Consider the following 17403-nt stretch of genomic DNA (forward strand, 5'->3'; position numbering starts at 1 on the left):
GCGCAATTCATGAACCCAGACTACCGTCCTATTCCTTCATCGATTATTGCCGAAGGGCGTGGCTATTGGGATGGTGCGGGCGACCGTGGTGATTGCGCCATGATTTCGTATGGTGCCAGTCAATTCGCCTTAGCGCAGGGCGATGCGATCATCGCTAAGCAATTGAGCCCATTGATAGATTGGTGTTTAGAATTCACTCGCAGAAAACGTGATGCAGCGGGTATCATTCATTCTGATAGCGATGAATTGGAGGGACGTTTCCCCGCCGGCAAAGCTAATCTCAGCACCAATGTATTAGCCTACGGCGGTTTAATCGGCGCGATGCATTTAGCCGACAGCACCGCACGTCTGCAAGCATTGCAACAAGAAGCTGAGCAACAAAGAAGCGCGATTGATCAATACTTTGCGGCGAAGGTGGGCGGTTTTGATACCTATCGTTATTACGAAGGGAATGACAAATTACGTGCCTGGATTGCTTTGCCCTTGGTGTTCGGCATGGCAGAACGCCAAGCTGCGACGGTCGATGCGCTGCTCTCGCCACAGCTCTGGTCAGCGAATGGTTTGTTGAGCGAAGCAGGTTCTAAAACTTATTGGGACCGCTCCACCTTGTACGCCTTCCGTGGCTTGATGAAGATGGGCGAGCTGGAAAAGATTCTGCCCTACTTCCGCTATTACTCGAATTTGCGTTTGCTTGGTGAACACATACCTTATGCAATAGAGGCTTGGCCTGAAGGTAATCAAAGACATTTGTCTGCCGAAAGCGCCCTGTATGCCCGCACCATCACCGAAGGCCTATTTGGGATAGAACCAACTGGTTTACGTAGCTTTAAGATGACGCCACGATTGCCAAAAGCGTGGCCAGCGATGGCTTTAAAGAATATTCGCGCTTTCGGCGTTGGTGCAACTATGGGCGTGAATAAGGACGTAGCTATTGGCGGCGACACGCAACAAGGTTTGGATATCATTACCACGCGCAATAAAGTTGGCAAAGCCAGTGGGCAAAGAGTGCAGGTGCGTTTGTATGGGAAGACCCTGTTTGATCAACGGTGGGATGGCAAGCAGGCAATCACAATACAACTTCCTGAATAGTGCGCACTAGTTCGAAATTGCAGGGCAGGCGATGTGGTTAGGTTGAACCACATCGACCTGCCTTTTTTATTTGGTGTGTTTTGCCGAATAGAGCTCAGATATCAGTCCCTGCAAGCGATACCTGATGCGAATCGTCAACAAATCGCGACGATATGCGACAGTATCGACAGTGAGAAGCACGCAGATGCAGTATTTACTAGCGATGCTGGGTTGAACCACGTAGCATGATCCGCATTGCCATCGATCCGTACACTCATTCATTCGTCGATGGTGCACAGCAGGGATCAATTACGATGGCCACAATGAATAAGAAACCAATAGGATTCTGGACCAGCACGGCGCTGATTATTGGCAATGTGATTGGTATGGGCATTTTCATGTTACCTGCTTCGCTCGCGCCTTACGGTTTTAATGCCTTCATCGGTTGGGGAATTACTTTAGTTGGCTGTATCTTTATCGCTCAGGTATTTGCCCGTTTTGCGCGTGCCTTGCCGCAAGCTGACGGGCCCTATGCCTACACCCGAGCCGCTTTCGGAAATGTGTTTGCTTTCTTCATTTTGTGGTGTTACTGGGTTTCGGTGTGCATCACCAATTCGACTCTGGCAATCGGTATCGTCGGCTATTTAAGTAGCTTGTTTCCACCATTAGCGAATACGACCTGGTTGGCGCCGCTGACGGCGATTGCGCTGATCTGGTTTTTTGTACTGGTGAATTTACGTGGCCTGCAAACATCCGGGCGCGTGCAATTGATTTCCACTTTGTTGAAGTTGTTGCCGATGTTGGCTGTGTTGATGCTCGGCTTCTATATGCTGCTGGCTGACGCTTCACTGTACGTTGCTCATTTGCCGACCACACCGCTGTCGCTTGAAGCCAGCGCCGCTGCGGGCACCATTGCCCTGTTTGCGATGTTAGGCGTGGAGAGTGCGACCATACCAGCCGGTAAAGTGGACCACCCCGAAACCACGATACCTCGCGCCACGATGGTGGGCACGATAGTCACGGCAGTGATTTATATTGGTGTTTCGGCGATTCCATTATTGCTCCTGCCACAAGCGGAGTTGGCGAATTCAAATGCGCCTTTCGTCGATTTATTCCAGCGCTATCTGACACCAGACTCCGGCCGCTGGATCGCTCTGTTTGTTATCATCAGCGGCCTAGGCGCACTTAATGGCTGGACGATGATCGCGGGTGAAATGACAGTCTCGATGGCGAATCATGAAGTATTTCCCGCCGCCTTAAAAAAACACAATGCTCGCGGTGCTCCTGCTGCCGCATTAATTCTGACAGGCATCATCGCCAGCTTGATGATCGCGATGAATTACAGTCGCAGCCTAGCGCAAGGCTTTACCTTCTTGAGTGTGATGGTGACAGCGTCGAATATGCCGCTCTACCTATTTGCAGCAATTGGTTTGATCAAGCTATGGCATCAAGGAAAATTAGCAGGTGAAAGCAAACGCTCGTGGGGTTTGCCAATCGGTGCAGCATTGGCGATAGCGTATTGTATTTGGGCGTGGTTTGGTGTCGGCACAGAATCGATGTTGTGGGTGACGGTTTTAGGTGTCGTTGGCTTGCCGCTGTATTTTGGATTGCAGTATTGGCGACGAGTATCTCGTCGAACAGGTTCTACATAAGGTTTTCACATCAGGTTTTCACATCAAAAATCTCGTTTTAAAAGAAAAATAGTCGTGAGACATTTGCTCTTGCGTCCAACCCAAGGAACCATCGATGAACCCGAAAAAAATTGCCGCATTAATGGATACACTGATACTCACCTGCACTCGTCAATTCCGTTTCAATCCGCGGCGAGTTGCATCCGATATGCGTTACAAAGGTACGCAGGGCGAAGGTAAAAATCTGGTGCATGTGTTTAAAGACATCCACACTCATTCGCAAATTGATCTTGATTCCCGTTCTATGGCAATGCTGCGCGAACAGCATGGCGACACCCCCCATTGGGATGATGCGGAGAAAAAACGCTATTGCCAGACTGATGCGGAAATTGATGCTGAAATCGCAGCCAAGCAAGCCAGACTTGAAGCGACCAAAGCTAGTGCTTTGTACCAGGATCATCGTGAACATTTACTCTCGCATTACAAAGGTAGCCCTCAATATCAGGAAGGTCGTCCTACTGCACGTGAAGTGGCGCGTGATCTAATTATGCAATTGAGCGTAGCACAAGACGCACGCTTAATGGAATTTGCGGCACAAATGCAAACCAATGATCCAGAGCAGTTATCGCATCTTTTATTGGCCCCATGCCATATAGAACGTGCAGCATGGGCCGACAAAAATACGTAGAGAATGCATCGTTGGCCGCTGTGCTAGTATTGGCGCCGACGACTTAATTTGCGCATCGCTTTTGCATGCGATACTGCGCTGGCGGCATGCCAAATTGTGCGGCAAAACTACGCGTGAAATGGCTGGCATTATTGAACCCGCAGTCGTAAGCGATATCCACAATACGGGCATCTTCCTGCAACAAAGCTAGACAAGCATGTTCTAAACGCAGTTTCATCATGTACTGATGCGGTGGCAATCCCATGGCACGACGAAATTCGCGCGAGAAATGCGCTTCACTCATATTGCAGATCGCGGCCAATTGCGCATTGCTGGTCATGGCATCGAGATGCTCAGCCATGAATGCCAAAATTTTACGTAGTCTGGCACCCGATAAACCTGCAACGCCAGTTGACTCGTCCTGTACCTGCGGTCTGCTGTAATGCTCCAATAAATAGCTGACCAAAATTGTCATCGCACTATCGCATACTTGTGTTGCTAAAGGGCCTGCGATCACGCGGGCGTCCAGCATCTGATGCACGAGTTCTAAGACCTGTTTATCGTGGGTGAACGAGGTTGCGCTTAATGCGCTGTTATTGAATTTGTCGTCGCCGCGCAAGGCTGCAAACTGATCAACGAAAGTGATAGGAATAAAGATATTCACGATGTCGCACGCGCTCATCCTGCGCCAGCTTCCGGACTCGCCCGGCGGACAAATCCGAAAACGATTTGCCGCAATCATTCCACCCCAGATTGGGCTACCTGCATCCCAAATTCGTGCTTCCAAAGGTGCCAGCATGACAGCAATCCGATAGCAATCAGGGTGGGGAAAATTTGAATGAATACGTTCGTCGGGCCGATTGCAAGACCAGCGACCTAGCGATGCCTTGGATAAGGGGAGCGGCCCGATGCAAGTGTGTAGCGGATCACTGACGCCACTTTGGTGAAACCAGTTTTGCAGTTCTTCCGTCGTATTGATCAGTGCCGATGCCATGTTTAGGTCCTCAAACAGCGATTATCCAAAAGATAGATGAGTTTTGCGTGGTCCAAACGAATCTCAGTGTGCCCGAATAGTGGTGATGATTTGCGATGGAATTCAGGACGTATTGAGAGATCTATCATACCGTGAGGCCACTAAAATTTAATTTTGAATTATTAATATATTAGCGAATAATGCGCGATAAGAAATCGTAAAGGTCTCCTAAAAGCGTGCTTTCTTGGCGTGAGGAAATGAAAGATCTGGGATGATCGGAATGCTTATACTTTTCTGCATGCTGACTGGCTCTAGGAGGCTGCTGTGCGAGAGATAGTGATGTTGATACGGCTCCTAGACAATATTCGCGCACGACTTCATTTTGTGCGGCGTAACACCGAAGGTGCCGCAACCAACGGCGTTTGATTAGCGACGTCCAATCAAGTCCCACTTATTTCCATACAAATCCAAAAACACCACCACAGTTCCATAGACTTCTTCACGGGGATTCTCTGTGAAAGTGACGCCGTGAGATTCGAGATGCGTATAGGTTTCCCAAAAGTCCTCGGTTTCTAAAAACAGAAAGACACGCCCGCCAGTTTGATCACCGACATGCGACATTTGTTCTGCTGTTGAGGCCTTTGCCAGCAGTAGTTTTGCACCCGTGGAGCTAGCTGGTGCGACGACAAGCCAACGTTTATCAGGACTAAGTTGGCGATCCTCAATCAGTTCAAAGCGTAGTACCTGAGTGAAGTAGCGCAAGGCTTCATCATAGTCGCGTACCAAGAAGGCGATGTTGGCGATGGTCATTTTGCTGGTCATAATTTTTGCTTGGTTATCTGTTCCCGCTCACCTTAATGTTGCTGCATGAGACGAGTAAAGACGAACCAGAGATAAGTGAAGACGGTCAATTATGCATCAAAACCGGCTCAACGCCGAGTGTGGTGACGCGGAGAATACTTGCATAGGCGCTTATCAATACTGAAAATTCGCCTTAGGCGCCATGTCCATCCCGACCTTCTCCACGCTTCGTATTGAGTGAGACTGCGCATAGCCAAGGGTTTCGATGATGTGTTAAGTTGCGTTACGGGAGATGAGTTGACATCATGCATGAGACTGCGCGGTGACAGACTCGTGCTGATGCGAGGTTGCCTCCACCAAACCGATTGATGTCGGCGACCATGCGTGCCTATGAAGATTTCGTAGAATTTGTAGAATTCGTGGATATTTTGTTGCAGGAAATTGCATCTGTAAAAACCCTGCCAGCACCGACTTGAAAAATTAGACGATGTCCCCACTCTGCATTAAGCGGTACCTTTATGAAAGAATTGACGATGGCAATTTGGAAAGCAGATCTCAGCAATGAACTCGGTCAAATCGAAAATGCTATGGTGCGTGTCTCGGAAGATACGCTCAAGCCCATGCTCAGTGAATCGATTGCAATGGCGAGCACCCATTTAGAACAGGTGGTCGACAGAGCTAGTAATAGTTTGAATGAAGTGGTTGAGAATGCAGGTAAGCAGCTCAATGAAAGTATTGATCGCCTATCGTCTGAAGTGCATAGTCACCGTTCCATTACCAAAGACGACATCAAAGAATTAATTGAATTTGCTGCAGATCAGATGGGCAACATGTTAGATCAGCGCATCTCCGCCTTAAAAGAAGAAACTTCCAGTCTGATCAATGATAAAACACAGATGCTGCGACAAGAACTTGAGGACGCTGCGATTCGTAGTCGCAAGACCATGTACACGAATGCCGCGATTTCCATCGGTGCCGCTATATGTATGGCAGTGGTTGGCTTCTTCTACAAACAAGTGTCACTCGATCAAATCGATTTGCTGTCGATTTTTCGTATTGCCTTATTGTCGCTATCGGTCGGTTCTGGTATCGCCAGCATATTGAAGATCGTCCAACATTGGCGCAGTATGAGTGAGTCGAAGAAAAATACCACGACCGTCGTCATCAGCTACTTGGGCGTATTGCGCCCGAATGGTGCGATGGGTCTATTTGTATTGAGTGTGGTGCTGCTGATGGGCTGGGGTGGCTTACTGCATTTGCCGAAGTTTTTGCACTTGGGCTAAGAATCACTTCATATGACAAATGCCCAGCTAGTCGCAGCGCCTCAGACAGCAGGTCTGCAAGACTAAGCTGGAGCATTCGAGCCTAGCCTTATTTAGGTGGGAAGGTGTACTTCACGGTATAAGCGCCACTGCCGCTATACGCCTTCACACTCGCATAGTAATAGCCAGCGGTTCCGTTGTAGCTGATCGCTTCCGTTGCGGTGTTGCCATCGCTTTTCGCAACCTGATCCCACTTACTGGTCGTACCATTCCATTTGTATAAAAAGAGGTCAAAGTCGGTACCCGTTGGGCCGCTTAATTTCACGACATACGTGCCATTTCCGGCTTGCACATAATTTGGTGAGATATTGGGTACAGATACTGTGGCACCTAAAGCAATGGAACCCGTTTGGGTCACTTCGGCGCTGGTGCTGCCCCCGTTATATTTCGCAAACACCGCATTCGCTAAGCGTGTGTTCACTGCATGCCAAGGATTGCCCAGCGTGCGCATGCGTGAATTTTCGGTAGGACGATAGATACCACTCGTACAGTAATTACCACCCTGAAATGCACCGACTGTACCGTTTGCATACATGCCCACTTGTGTTGGCACTGGCGTGCTGGCACCGATTAGATCGCCCCACTTGGTATTGCTGCGGGTTCCATAACGTGACACATTGCCCGGCCCGGGTTCGACGCTGGTATCGCAAGTTCCGTAATCATACTCATCTGCCAGACCAAATGCAGAATGGCCGATTTCATGCAATGCGACTTCTTTGGAAGACGGGTCCATCGAGACCGTCGCTACTTCGCCACCTGACCCACCATAACGTGTGGAATTGGCGATCACGACGATTTGTTCGTAGCCGTCCGCTGGCAACACCTGGCTGACAATATTTTTCACCTTAGTCGCGTTCACACACAATAATCGGGCAATGTTATAACAGCCAAATTCGCCGTCCATCGCGGTATCGCGATAAACACCCATATCGATTTCATCGACACCCGATTGATTGCTTGCGATATCGACTCTATGTATGTTGATCTTGCCTAGGTTCGCGGCTAATAAAGGGTCAACTTTGAAAGCATCAATAATTTTCTGCGCGTCGGCCTGCCATTTTGACATTTCTGCAGCAGTATAGCCTTCACCAATAAACACAAAATCGAGCTTCGATGCAGTCGATCCGTTATTTAAAATCGTCGTCAGTTTAGGTGTCGCGATCAGGCTACTCGGCGCCGCCGCCATCGCTTTCTGTAAGCGCGTGCTGCTGATTAAGTTTTGAATTTGAACACGATCAATGCGTACTACGGGTGATGCATAACTTTGTTGCGTGGCCGGTATACTCGTCGACTGTGGTACGACTTGTATGCTCGCAATATCGACGCCGAAAGGTAAAGTCAGATCCATGGTCGTGTGTGCCTGTGTGACAGTCTGTGCGTGTTTAATGCCACCTGTTTTTGGATCAAAGGTTTCTAGCAAGCGATACAATCGATTTGGCACCACAACTTCATGCACGATCTCTCCTTGCAGATTACGCGCTATCACACGCAATTGATTGCCTGTTGCATGATCTGGTAATGACTTTGTCAGGGAAAAATTGCCGGTTTCGGCTTGCAAAGGCGTAACAGCCATTGCAGTTGTTGCTGTTCGCCCTGGTTTGAGTTCTAGCCGTAAATTGACATTTTGCGCATACGCTAGATTTGCGCTAGCTGCCAATCCAGCTGCACTGAGCAAGCTTACTATTCGCACTAAGTTTGATCGAATTATTTTCATACTGCCTCCGAGTTTTGTTATAGGTGTTGTAATGACTAAAATCCACCACACCGCACTAAACAAAGCTGATACCGGCATTGATGGCAAATTCAGTGTCTGAGAATTGCTGAATTGTTGCGTGACAAATCCTGCGCAAATTGCATAAAACTGCTGTCACCGCATGCCAGTGTGGCGAAGACGTTGCGAAATTGCCCCATCGCCTGCACGATAGCGGCACTAGAATAGTTTGTCTCAAGCTGCGGCGTAAGGATTACAATCGCTTCCGTTTAAAACGATCATAGAATCAAGAAAAGGAAAACACCGTGCGACACCTGCCTGCTATAACTCGCCAAAAATTCGTTGCAATCATTGCGCTTCTCGCAGCCAGTGCTCTGCCTATACGCGGTCAAGCCGCCGACAACTCTGCTAAAGAAGCTACCAAAGCTCGCCATATCGTCGATAAAGCAATCAAAAAACTGATGCGCACACACGATATTCCAGGGATGGCGATCGCTTTAAGCATTAATGGGCAGGCAATGTACTTTAACTATGGCGTCGCTTCAAAAGAAAAAGATATGCCAGTGAGTGAGCAGACGCTCTTTGAAATCGGCTCTATCAGCAAAACTTTCACCGCCACGCTGGGAAGTTATGCGCAAGAATTGGGCAAGTTGTCGTTAGAGGATCATCCAGGTAAATTCATACCGCGACTGCGAGGCACGGCCATCGATAAAGTCAGTCTAAAAAACTTAGCCACTTACACCGCTGGCGGCTTACCTTTGCAAGTGCCTGACGAGGTCACCAATGAATCTACCAACGAATCTACCAACGAAAGCATGCTCCACTATTTTCAACAGTGGACGCCTACCGCAGCACCCGGTACCGCGCGGGAATATTCGAATCCCAGTATCGGTCTGTTTGGCCACATCACTGCAGTGGCGTTGAAAAGTGATTTTGCGGCTGCGATGGAGACGCAGTTATTCCCAAAACTAGGTCTACATCACAGCTATATCCGCATCCCACAGTCGGCGCTGCCTGACTACGCATGGGGCTATAAGCTAGACAAAAAAGAACTTAAGCCAATCCGTGTCAATCCAGGTGTGTTCGCCGACGAAGCCTACGGCGTTAAATCGACCAGCGCGGATATGCTGCGCTTTGTACAGCTAAATATCGACAGCAAGTCGCTCGATGCGCTGACTTCACGCGCCATCGCTGGCACGCATATTCCCTATTTCAACATCGGCGATATGGGACAAGGTTTAGGGTGGGAGCAGTATCCTTACCCGATTTCCTTACCGCGCCTCTTGGCCGGCAATGCCGAACAGATGATTTGGGAGCCCAATCCAGCACAAGAAGTGATGCGCTCCAAGCTGCACTATGCAGCGCGACTCTTTAACAAAACCGGATCAACTAATGGCTTTGGTGCCTATGTTGTTTTTGTTCCTGAGCTGAGAATTGGCATCGTCATGCTAGCGAATAAAAATTATCCCATCCCCGCCCGCATCAAAGCAGCATATGCGATGTTGAAACAGCTGACCGTCATGGTGAAGTAAACGTACTGCTATAAACATACTTGTCAGTGAGCTGGCTGCGACGACTTGGCCATGAAAAAATAAGATAGGTGTAAACCGCGCATTAATTTGAAGCAAAAAACCGCGCGGCTAACACTCCTCCGATTTTTTTAATTTAATTAAATCGAACTAAATTGAACCAGCACTAGGATACTCACTAGGATAAGGCGACAACAAACGCGCTTCCTGCTTCGCTAATTCTGCCCGCATATACTTTGCAATGATGGTGACCAGTTCAGCGTTTAAGCCATCCGGTAAGACAGGTCCGGGTGTTGGAAATGCACCGTCGTACACCAACAGATTGACCGCTTCAATCGGATCATGATGTAGATTGTAAAGTTCCCATTGATCTGGCACTGGCTGCTTACTCCATGGGTCGCAATAACGCACCAGCTTCCATTCTGCTGAACGTAAAGCGCGCACATGTGCTGGTTGTACTACTGGCCCCGCGCTCAGTTCGGGTACGTAAGCGCGAGATGCATGATCGGTTGGTGCAGTACGCAATACATTGACTGTTGCTGCAAACACCGCGTATTGCTGCCACGATGTTTGATTGTGCGGATCATCATCTTTTGGCAAAGGCTCTGTGATCATGTCATCTGTCGCAAATAGCACACCGATGCGTTCGCTGCCATCAGGATTGCGTACAGGGCCTTGACCCGTCGTTATCACTGGCAAAAGATTTGCGCCAGGTAATGGCGCGGCTTTATGTGTCTTGGACAAATTACGTCGTGCTAATTCGATCTGCTCTGCTTGTGCACCAGTCATGGCCAACAAGGTCGGCAGCAAATCGATATGGCTGGTCTGTGCATCAAGCGCGACTGGTGCATCAGTGGCCGCATTGTAAATCGGTGAACTAATCAAAAAAGGTACATGCACGACTTCTTGATAAGCCCCGTGCCATTTCTCAATTTGCATACCATGTGCTGCGCCAAATTCACCATGATCTGAGGCGAACACAACGATGGTATTTTCACGCAGGCCAGCCTCTTCCAGCGTCGTTAAGACATTCAAAATATGCCTGTCGACCATAGAAATCATATAGGCGTAATACTGCAAAAATCCCACCGACGCAGCGTCTGCTTGTTTTTGTAATTGAAACGGAATTGTCGATGCGAGTGTCGCTTTGACTGCATTCGCCAACACATCTTGTGGTGTACCGCCTACGCCTTGCGCCACAGCCAAACCAGTCTTTGCTGCCAAGCCCAGCGCCACTTTATACGAGGCATCAAATTGTGCCCGCGGTTTATTATTCAGCAGATTTTCATTCTGCGTTGCTGTCGCGCTCGCGCAGTTTTGCGGCAAGCCAGTCGGATTCAACGGTATGCGGAAAGTTCCATCTTGAGGCACCGCACTCACAGTTCCGTGGGTTGGAATTGGCACAGACCCACCGGGGCCGAATAATTCTTGCACATTCACTGAAGCGCCAGGATCAGCGGGCATCAATGCTCGGGGTAGAGTCGGGTAGGTCGCAATATCATGCGGATTTGTGAACGAACATACGGCAAAAAATGGCGCAGGCGTCGGCACAAAATTGTGATTCGGATGTCGGTCACCGGCTGCGCTGCTGGCGCGAGAATAGGGCACTCCGAGACCACGACGGCGCAAGAAAGAGCAAGCCAAATCCGCAAATTGATAATCGCGATACACACCCATATTATTTGTCAGAGAACCGTGCGGCTCGGGCCAGGACATTTCCCAATCACCAAAGCCATAGCTTTCGAGAGAATGATCCGCCGGATCACTCACATGCCATTTGCCGAAATAATGCGTGGTGTAACCCAGCTCGCGGAAATAATCTCCAGCGGTCGGTGCGCCGTTCGGTGGCAGCCACGGAAAGTTAGACGCATCCCCATTTTTAAATAAACCGTCGGTTTGTGTGACGCCCGTGCGCGGTCCATACTGCCCGGTCATCATGCTGGCGCGACTGGGAATACAAGCCGATTCCGCAATCGTGTGATCGGTGAACACGGTCGCGTATTCACGCAACTTACAAAAGCCCGGATAGTGCTGCACAAACTGATTGCCTTCCAGGCTACCGACAAAGGACAGAATGTTCTTAATGTCTTGAGCGAAACCGCCTTGGTCCGCCTGCGTATTTGGGTAGTACAACTGATCCACCATGATCAACAACATATTCGGACGTGCATCACGCTGGGTTGTGAACTCTGTTATGGATTCTTGAAGCTGATTCAAAATAGTTTGATCACTTCCATGACCATTTTGTCGTTTGTCTTGCATGATTGCCTCCTTGTGCGGGTCAGCGGGTTTGCTGGATTTGTAGATACGCCTGATATCGAGGAATGCGTAGCCATATTATGAAAGGCTTGGCTTTTCCGAATGTTTAGACAAGTTAGCAAGTAGCATGCCTAAGCGATGCCAAATCAGGTGCCAACAGTGGCACAAAAAGCCGTACAAAATTTTGGCAGAACGAGTAGGTCGGGGAAGGACAACGTAGAAACGGAGTGGCAATTTCACAATGCAGCAGAAATGCAAAAAGCCTCGGTGATCGAAATAATATGGTTCAAACAACAGAAACGTGCCAAAAGAAGTAAAAAATCCTAACAGACTTACACGTAATTCACATGCCAAGTCAGTTTGATGTCCCAAAATTCCACCATAGGTTAAACTACCGCTTTTTCCCATTTTTACACTGAGACCAGTATCATGATCATCGATAAAGACAGCGCCGTTACCATTCGCCTTAGCGTTATTGACGGCACAGGCCGCGTATTAGAAAGCGGCAAAACCCCAGTTGCCTACTTGCACGGTTACGACAACCTCTTACCAAAAATCGAAGAATCCCTGCAAGGTCAGGAAGTCGGTTTCAAACTCAACCTGAACTTGACGCCAGAAGACGCATTCGGTGTGCGTGACGAAAGCTTGCTAAGAACGATTTCCAAAAAAGATTTCCCACCAGGCGTCAAAGTCGGTGCTTCTATGCAAGGCTATAACGAGGCGGGCGAAGAGACTGTGTATACCGTCCTTAAAATTAAAGGTGATCAAGTGATGTTAGATGGTAATCATCCACTGGCTGGAACATCGTTGAAAGTCAGTGTAGACGTGTTGGAAGTGCGCGCAGCAACGGCAGAAGAAGTCGCGCACGGTCATGTACATGGCGCACATGGCCATCATCATTGATTGGGCTGGCGGAGTCTAGATCGTCAAGCCATTAATTGATGCGCCCACATAAATTCAATGAAGCCGCTACTACTTCATTGAATTTTTTCGGCATGCAAAGAGGCTAATTTTCGTATCGATTATTGACAAGCAAGTGTGCGTAAAGATAGTTTGCATGGAATATGCTTTGCATGAATCTTAGCAAAATCACCGTTGCTGATCATCGATTGTAGATGTCGATTGAAATCTTCGACAAAATTGATATCGATGGTTTTCTTGCTAAATGCAATCAGGCCAGGGCTTGAAGAGACGACCAGACTGGTTTTACCGATCGTTTTTTCTAAATCAAGTTCTTTTAGTTCAAGTAATCCTGTCACCTCATCCGCTATCAAACCATCGATACGGTCAATGTCCACCATTTTCCAACCACTATGTCTTTTGTAGACTATCGTCAATTGCTTGAGGAATGCGGGGTTTTTCATTAAATCATCAAATTCTGAACCGTAGGCAACATTCATTTGCACACCAAGGCGAAAATCGAGTCTTGTAATGTCATCGAGGCTTTTCAAATTGAATTTTGCGACCGCCGTTTTTTTCATGAACAAAACATTCGGTGACGTATTCACCGGATCAGAAAACAGCATAAAACGCTGGCGTTCGGCCGTCTTGAATGCCCCCGGCAAAATATCCAAGCGGCCAGCTTCCAGTTCTGAAAGTGCGCGTGCCCATGGCATTTCCACTAAATTCATCGAACAATCCATCTTCGCCAGAATGTCCTGGATCAGATCAATATAAAACCCAGTCACTTTGCCTTGCGCGTCGCGCAGTGAATATGGCGGATCATTATTCCATCGAACGGTTTTTTCACACACAGGCGCTGCGGCATGCGCAATACCGGTTAACAACACAGAAAGCGTAAGGAAGAAAATTGCACAAACAGCGCGTGAAAATGGCATAAAAACGCTTGTGTGACTTGTCGGGTGATGTGTCATCGCTAGCATGTGAAGTTTGATTCTGGGGGTATCGTTATTTTGTATAGAGTCGGTTTCAGAACAAATCAGGATCAGCAGACCTTCAGTATGCCTAAAAAAAGTAACAAATCAAGCAATTCAGTACAAGAACCAGAAAGTAAATTCTCGCCTGCGACCAGTTCATCAGGGAGACAGGTTTAAAGAAAAAGAGGGAACTGCAAGATTTGCATCGTCCCCGAAGCTGGTCTCTCGACCAGAGCGCCACTCAAGCAACTCTGTTCATTGTAGGTCCTTGTCGTATTCGTTCACTCAATGTGGAGCCAGCATTCATCAAATATCAACAGCCTCGAACTAATCGGAAAAGTGTCGGAATTTTTTTCTTGCTTAAGCAAAATAGTTTTCTGTTTTAGGCTGCGAATTATCAACGCGACATTTGAAGTAGGATAAATAGCTGCTAGCCTAGTCGTACTAGCTATAAAGAAAGGATGTGTGTAATGGCGATTGGAATAGGGTCGCCATGTAACTATGGAGGTGTTGAGGCCTTGCGCGCCTATCAGCAGCAGTCTTTACGCGCTGATCAGGAGAAAATGCTGCTTGAACAACGCAGAGAAGTTCAGCATCAGTTAGATAAAAAATCAACTCAAGAGGCTGCGCTGTCGGGTCTTCCACCAACCAGTGATCTACCTGCATTTCAACAGGTTAATCAAGTGTCCGCAGTGGATGTGTCTTTAGGACTGGCCAATGCAGCGATTGGCACCACGGTAAATACGTTTGCGTGACCTTGAGCTTGCCTTTCCTTATAAGACTCAAAAAATGAAATACCCTGTAAATTGCGTTATAAAATTTTTCGCGCACCAGGTAGCTTGACCAAGAACGATGCAAGGACAAAACTCGCTGTCACGCTGCTCGCACCAACTAGGACAAACATCGCAAGTGAATACTGCTGCCATGATGTCATCCATGTACCCAAACCCACTACGATAGGGGCATGCACGATAAACGCAGCGTACGTTAGCGGGGCAAGTCGATTCCACATTTTCCATGGCGCGGTCGATACACGACTACGCCATAGCAAGCTCAGGATAATGCCACACGCTACAAACGGCTCCCAAAAGGCATAGAACACGACGGGCCAACTCCAGCCGCCATGCAGCTCAAACGGTACACCTTTAAATGCGCCGGACATGGCAGCGTAGATAAACAAACTTGGAATCGTCAGTAGGCTAATCCATGCCCAAGGTAGTGCCAACTTCTTCTCAATTTGTTCAAGTAAGCGCGTCTTAGCCGCTGCACAACCAATTGAAAACAAGAGAATATAGGAGGAAAAATAGCCAATTTGTAGCAAGCCACGTTCTTGCCCTGTCGGTACCCATAAACGCAATAAGAAGCTACCCAGACCCCACATCAACAACATGAGCATGATGTTCGAATGACGCAAAGAAGTCAGTGGGATTTGCCATGTGAATGGGCGCAGGACTTGGCGCAGAACGACATAGACGGCAGAAAAAATTAATAATGCATACGCAAACCAGAGCGGTCCAATATTAAACGTCGGCTTGCTCAACAGATACCACCAGAATGACGGAACGTTGAAAGCGGCAGGCGTTTCAGCCAATGCGATGGACAAAGGCCCGAGCAAAAATCCGAATACTAGTATCGGCAGCCCCAATCGTAAGACGCGATCGAATACAAATTTTTGGGTACCTTTCGTGTCAAAGGAGCGAGGTGTGAAATAACCCGCAAGCAAGAAAAACATGCCCATAAAAAAGGACTGATTCACTGCACAAAATAAGGTCAGTAAGGCACCTGACAAAGTACTGTCCGCTTTGTATCGCAAATACCAACCACCCTCTGCGCCGTACATAATCGCGGTATGGTGCAGTATCACGAGTATCGTTAAGACGACCCGAATACGATCCAAAAAATCACTACGGGATTGTGGTGTAAGTTTACTGACCATTGGCTGCATAAGTGCTCCGATAATGCCGAATATGTTTTGATGTTTTGTGGTTCATCCCTACGAATTGCATCGAGCTTGAACCATGGTGTTTCAGTCCTCGCTATGCTAAAGCGTACTCAAAAAAAGAAAAGCAAAAAGGGGCGAATCGGTACTGTACTGGGGCGAAATGGCTGAGTACCAAAGGCAAGACACACTTAAGGTTTAAAAAAACCGTCGTTGTCGCTAGACTGAAGGCGGCAAATGACACACGATGCCATGCTAAGCTATTGGCGGAAGCGAGGAGTCTTTGCACTCATATTTTTGGCCGCATTGAATGCTTGGGCAAAATAGGCACGATGAGAATAATACCGATGAACGTGTCGATGATTTCGCTTATTCTTGCGAAATGTCGTAACTGCATTTCTAAAGATCAAATGCTTGATTAAACCAGGAACGAATCCCATGAATATTTCGATTAAGCATCGCATCACAGTGAGTTTCACTTTCTATGTGCTCATGAGTAGTTTCAACACGGTTGCACAAGACAAACCAAGCACGCCACTCGACGACTATATCGTACAAGGCATGCAGCGCACGAAGGCGCAAGGCTTGGCAATTGCCATCATCGACAACGGCAAAGTCACGCGTATCAGCACCTGGGGACAACGCAACGCCCAAGGTGATCCACTCACTGCCGATACGGTGATGTATGGCGCATCTCTGACCAAAGCTGTATTCGCCTACACCGTGATGCAATTGGTGGATGAAGGCAAGATAGACCTTGACACGTCAATCGCCAACTACCTGCCAAAAGCCCTACCAGAGTATTTCGATGAAGCAAAAAAATACGCCGCGTGGCAACACTTGGCGGGTGACGAACGCTGGCGCACCATCACACCGCGCATCTTGCTGACGCATAGCGCTGGGTTTGCGAATTTTGGATTTTTAGAACCAGACGGCAAGCTGCGCATGCATTTTGCGCCCGGCACACGTTACGCCTATTCCGGTGATGGCATGATCCTGTTGCAATTTGTGATCGAACGCGGCTTAGGCTTAGATCTTGGTAAAGAAATGCAGAGCCGTGTCTTCAGTCGCTTCGATATGAAAACCACCAGCATGACTTGGCGCCCCGACTTCGCTACCAACCTGGCCGACGGTTGGAAAATTGACGGCAAATCAGAGCCCCATGACCAGCGCAGCAAAACTCGCGCCGCTGGTTCTATGGATACGACGATCACCGACTTCGCTAATTTCGCCGCAGCCTATGTGCGCGGCGATGGGATCACGCCACATTCGCGTCATGAGCTAAGTCGGCCACAACTCACCATCGACACAGCGACTCAGTTCCCCTCGCTGCAAGCCCAAGCAATACCCGCCAAACGCCATCCTGCGTTAGCCGCAGGACTCGGCGTAATCAGTTTCAATGGACCCCAAGGCGCGGGTTTTCAAAAAGGCGGACACAACGACTCCACCGGCAACACTTGGGTTTGCCTGGAACAGCGCAAACGCTGCGTCGTGATATTGTCCAACGATGTGCGTGCAGAGCCTTTGTTTCCTGAGATCGTTCGGCTGGTGTTGGGAGAAACGGGGATGGCGTGGAGCTGGGAGTATGGCGCACACGATTGGGCGAAGCCTTAATCCTGACCCATT

General features: G+C 48.5%; 14 protein-coding genes. 8 read left to right on the plus strand and 6 right to left on the minus strand.

The window, feature by feature from the left end; translation table 11 throughout:
* Positions 1–9 precede the first annotated feature (9 nt).
* The 3 genes from ACO0KW_RS13955 to ACO0KW_RS13965 all read left to right on the plus strand — a co-directional run bounded on the left by ACO0KW_RS13955 (position 10) and on the right by ACO0KW_RS13965 (position 3387).
* Positions 10–1089, plus strand: coding sequence for a hypothetical protein (locus tag ACO0KW_RS13955; protein ID WP_423053840.1), 1080 nt, complete (start codon positions 10–12; stop codon positions 1087–1089).
* 302 nt (positions 1090–1391) lie between these two features.
* Complete coding sequence (locus ACO0KW_RS13960; RefSeq protein WP_423053841.1) at positions 1392–2720, plus strand: amino acid permease; 1329 nt, start codon at positions 1392–1394, stop codon at positions 2718–2720.
* A gap of 94 nt (positions 2721–2814) precedes the next feature.
* Complete coding sequence (locus ACO0KW_RS13965; protein ID WP_423053843.1) at positions 2815–3387, plus strand: hypothetical protein; 573 nt, start codon at positions 2815–2817, stop codon at positions 3385–3387.
* Between the two features lie 43 nt (positions 3388–3430).
* Here the strand turns inward: ACO0KW_RS13965 and ACO0KW_RS13970 are convergent, their stop codons facing one another.
* Entirely contained in the window at positions 3431–4360 is a 930-nt protein-coding gene (locus ACO0KW_RS13970; RefSeq protein WP_423053844.1) for a helix-turn-helix domain-containing protein, read from the minus strand.
* A gap of 405 nt (positions 4361–4765) precedes the next feature.
* Positions 4766–5161, minus strand: coding sequence for a VOC family protein (locus ACO0KW_RS13975; protein WP_423053845.1), 396 nt, complete (start codon positions 5159–5161; stop codon positions 4766–4768).
* Between the two features lie 512 nt (positions 5162–5673).
* Between ACO0KW_RS13975 and ACO0KW_RS13980 the strand changes: the two genes are divergently transcribed.
* Positions 5674–6423: a hypothetical protein gene (locus tag ACO0KW_RS13980; RefSeq protein ID WP_423053846.1), complete on the plus strand. Its 750-nt coding sequence runs from the start codon at positions 5674–5676 to the stop codon at positions 6421–6423.
* A gap of 88 nt (positions 6424–6511) precedes the next feature.
* Here the strand turns inward: ACO0KW_RS13980 and ACO0KW_RS13985 are convergent, their stop codons facing one another.
* Positions 6512–8176: a M64 family metallopeptidase gene (locus tag ACO0KW_RS13985; RefSeq protein WP_423053847.1), complete on the minus strand. Its 1665-nt coding sequence runs from the start codon at positions 8174–8176 to the stop codon at positions 6512–6514.
* Between the two features lie 320 nt (positions 8177–8496).
* Between ACO0KW_RS13985 and ampC the strand changes: the two genes are divergently transcribed.
* Entirely contained in the window at positions 8497–9705 is a 1209-nt protein-coding gene (ampC, locus tag ACO0KW_RS13990; protein WP_423054669.1) for a class C beta-lactamase, read from the plus strand.
* Between the two features lie 147 nt (positions 9706–9852).
* Here the strand turns inward: ampC and ACO0KW_RS13995 are convergent, their stop codons facing one another.
* Complete coding sequence (locus ACO0KW_RS13995) at positions 9853–11964, minus strand: sulfatase-like hydrolase/transferase (RefSeq protein ID WP_423053848.1); 2112 nt, start codon at positions 11962–11964, stop codon at positions 9853–9855.
* A 426-nt stretch (positions 11965–12390) separates the two neighbouring features.
* Here ACO0KW_RS13995 and ACO0KW_RS14000 point away from each other — a divergent pair, with 426 nt between their 5' ends.
* Positions 12391–12864: an FKBP-type peptidyl-prolyl cis-trans isomerase gene (locus tag ACO0KW_RS14000; protein WP_423053849.1), complete on the plus strand. Its 474-nt coding sequence runs from the start codon at positions 12391–12393 to the stop codon at positions 12862–12864.
* 119 nt (positions 12865–12983) lie between these two features.
* Here ACO0KW_RS14000 and ACO0KW_RS14005 read toward each other — a convergent pair whose 3' ends face one another.
* A complete protein-coding gene (locus ACO0KW_RS14005; RefSeq protein WP_423053850.1) occupies positions 12984–13799 on the minus strand; it encodes a substrate-binding periplasmic protein in 816 nt (271 codons plus the stop codon).
* Positions 13800–14308: 509 nt separating this feature from the next.
* Here ACO0KW_RS14005 and ACO0KW_RS14010 point away from each other — a divergent pair.
* Positions 14309–14593, plus strand: a complete 285-nt coding sequence (locus ACO0KW_RS14010) for a hypothetical protein (RefSeq protein ID WP_423053851.1) — start codon at positions 14309–14311, stop codon at positions 14591–14593.
* A gap of 56 nt (positions 14594–14649) precedes the next feature.
* Here ACO0KW_RS14010 and ACO0KW_RS14015 read toward each other — a convergent pair whose 3' ends face one another.
* Positions 14650–15783 carry an acyltransferase family protein gene (locus tag ACO0KW_RS14015; protein WP_423053852.1) on the minus strand — a complete coding sequence of 378 codons (1134 nt, stop codon included), beginning with the start codon at positions 15781–15783 and terminating at the stop codon, positions 14650–14652.
* 432 nt (positions 15784–16215) lie between these two features.
* Here ACO0KW_RS14015 and ACO0KW_RS14020 point away from each other — a divergent pair, with 432 nt between their 5' ends.
* On the plus strand, positions 16216–17391 hold the full coding sequence (locus ACO0KW_RS14020) for a serine hydrolase domain-containing protein (RefSeq protein WP_423053853.1): 1176 nt from the start codon (positions 16216–16218) through the stop codon (positions 17389–17391).
* Positions 17392–17403 lie beyond the last annotated feature (12 nt).

This window comes from Undibacterium sp. Ji22W (assembly GCF_049340305.1).
Classification (GTDB): Bacteria; Pseudomonadota; Gammaproteobacteria; order Burkholderiales; family Burkholderiaceae_D; genus Undibacterium.

Coding starts and splice junctions, on each gene's coding strand:
- ACO0KW_RS13955 (WP_423053840.1), top strand. CDS start 10: ATGAACCCAGACTACCGTCCTATTCCTTCATCGATTATTGCCGAAGGG.
- ACO0KW_RS13960 (WP_423053841.1), top strand. CDS start 1,392: ATGAATAAGAAACCAATAGGATTCTGGACCAGCACGGCGCTGATTATT.
- ACO0KW_RS13965 (WP_423053843.1), top strand. CDS start 2,815: ATGAACCCGAAAAAAATTGCCGCATTAATGGATACACTGATACTCACC.
- ACO0KW_RS13970 (WP_423053844.1), bottom strand. CDS start 4,360: ATGGCATCGGCACTGATCAATACGACGGAAGAACTGCAAAACTGGTTT.
- ACO0KW_RS13975 (WP_423053845.1), bottom strand. CDS start 5,161: ATGACCAGCAAAATGACCATCGCCAACATCGCCTTCTTGGTACGCGAC.
- ACO0KW_RS13980 (WP_423053846.1), top strand. CDS start 5,674: ATGGCAATTTGGAAAGCAGATCTCAGCAATGAACTCGGTCAAATCGAA.
- ACO0KW_RS13985 (WP_423053847.1), bottom strand. CDS start 8,176: ATGAAAATAATTCGATCAAACTTAGTGCGAATAGTAAGCTTGCTCAGT.
- ACO0KW_RS13995 (WP_423053848.1), bottom strand. CDS start 11,964: ATGCAAGACAAACGACAAAATGGTCATGGAAGTGATCAAACTATTTTG.
- ACO0KW_RS14000 (WP_423053849.1), top strand. CDS start 12,391: ATGATCATCGATAAAGACAGCGCCGTTACCATTCGCCTTAGCGTTATT.
- ACO0KW_RS14005 (WP_423053850.1), bottom strand. CDS start 13,799: ATGCCATTTTCACGCGCTGTTTGTGCAATTTTCTTCCTTACGCTTTCT.
- ACO0KW_RS14010 (WP_423053851.1), top strand. CDS start 14,309: ATGGCGATTGGAATAGGGTCGCCATGTAACTATGGAGGTGTTGAGGCC.
- ACO0KW_RS14015 (WP_423053852.1), bottom strand. CDS start 15,783: ATGCAGCCAATGGTCAGTAAACTTACACCACAATCCCGTAGTGATTTT.
- ACO0KW_RS14020 (WP_423053853.1), top strand. CDS start 16,216: ATGAATATTTCGATTAAGCATCGCATCACAGTGAGTTTCACTTTCTAT.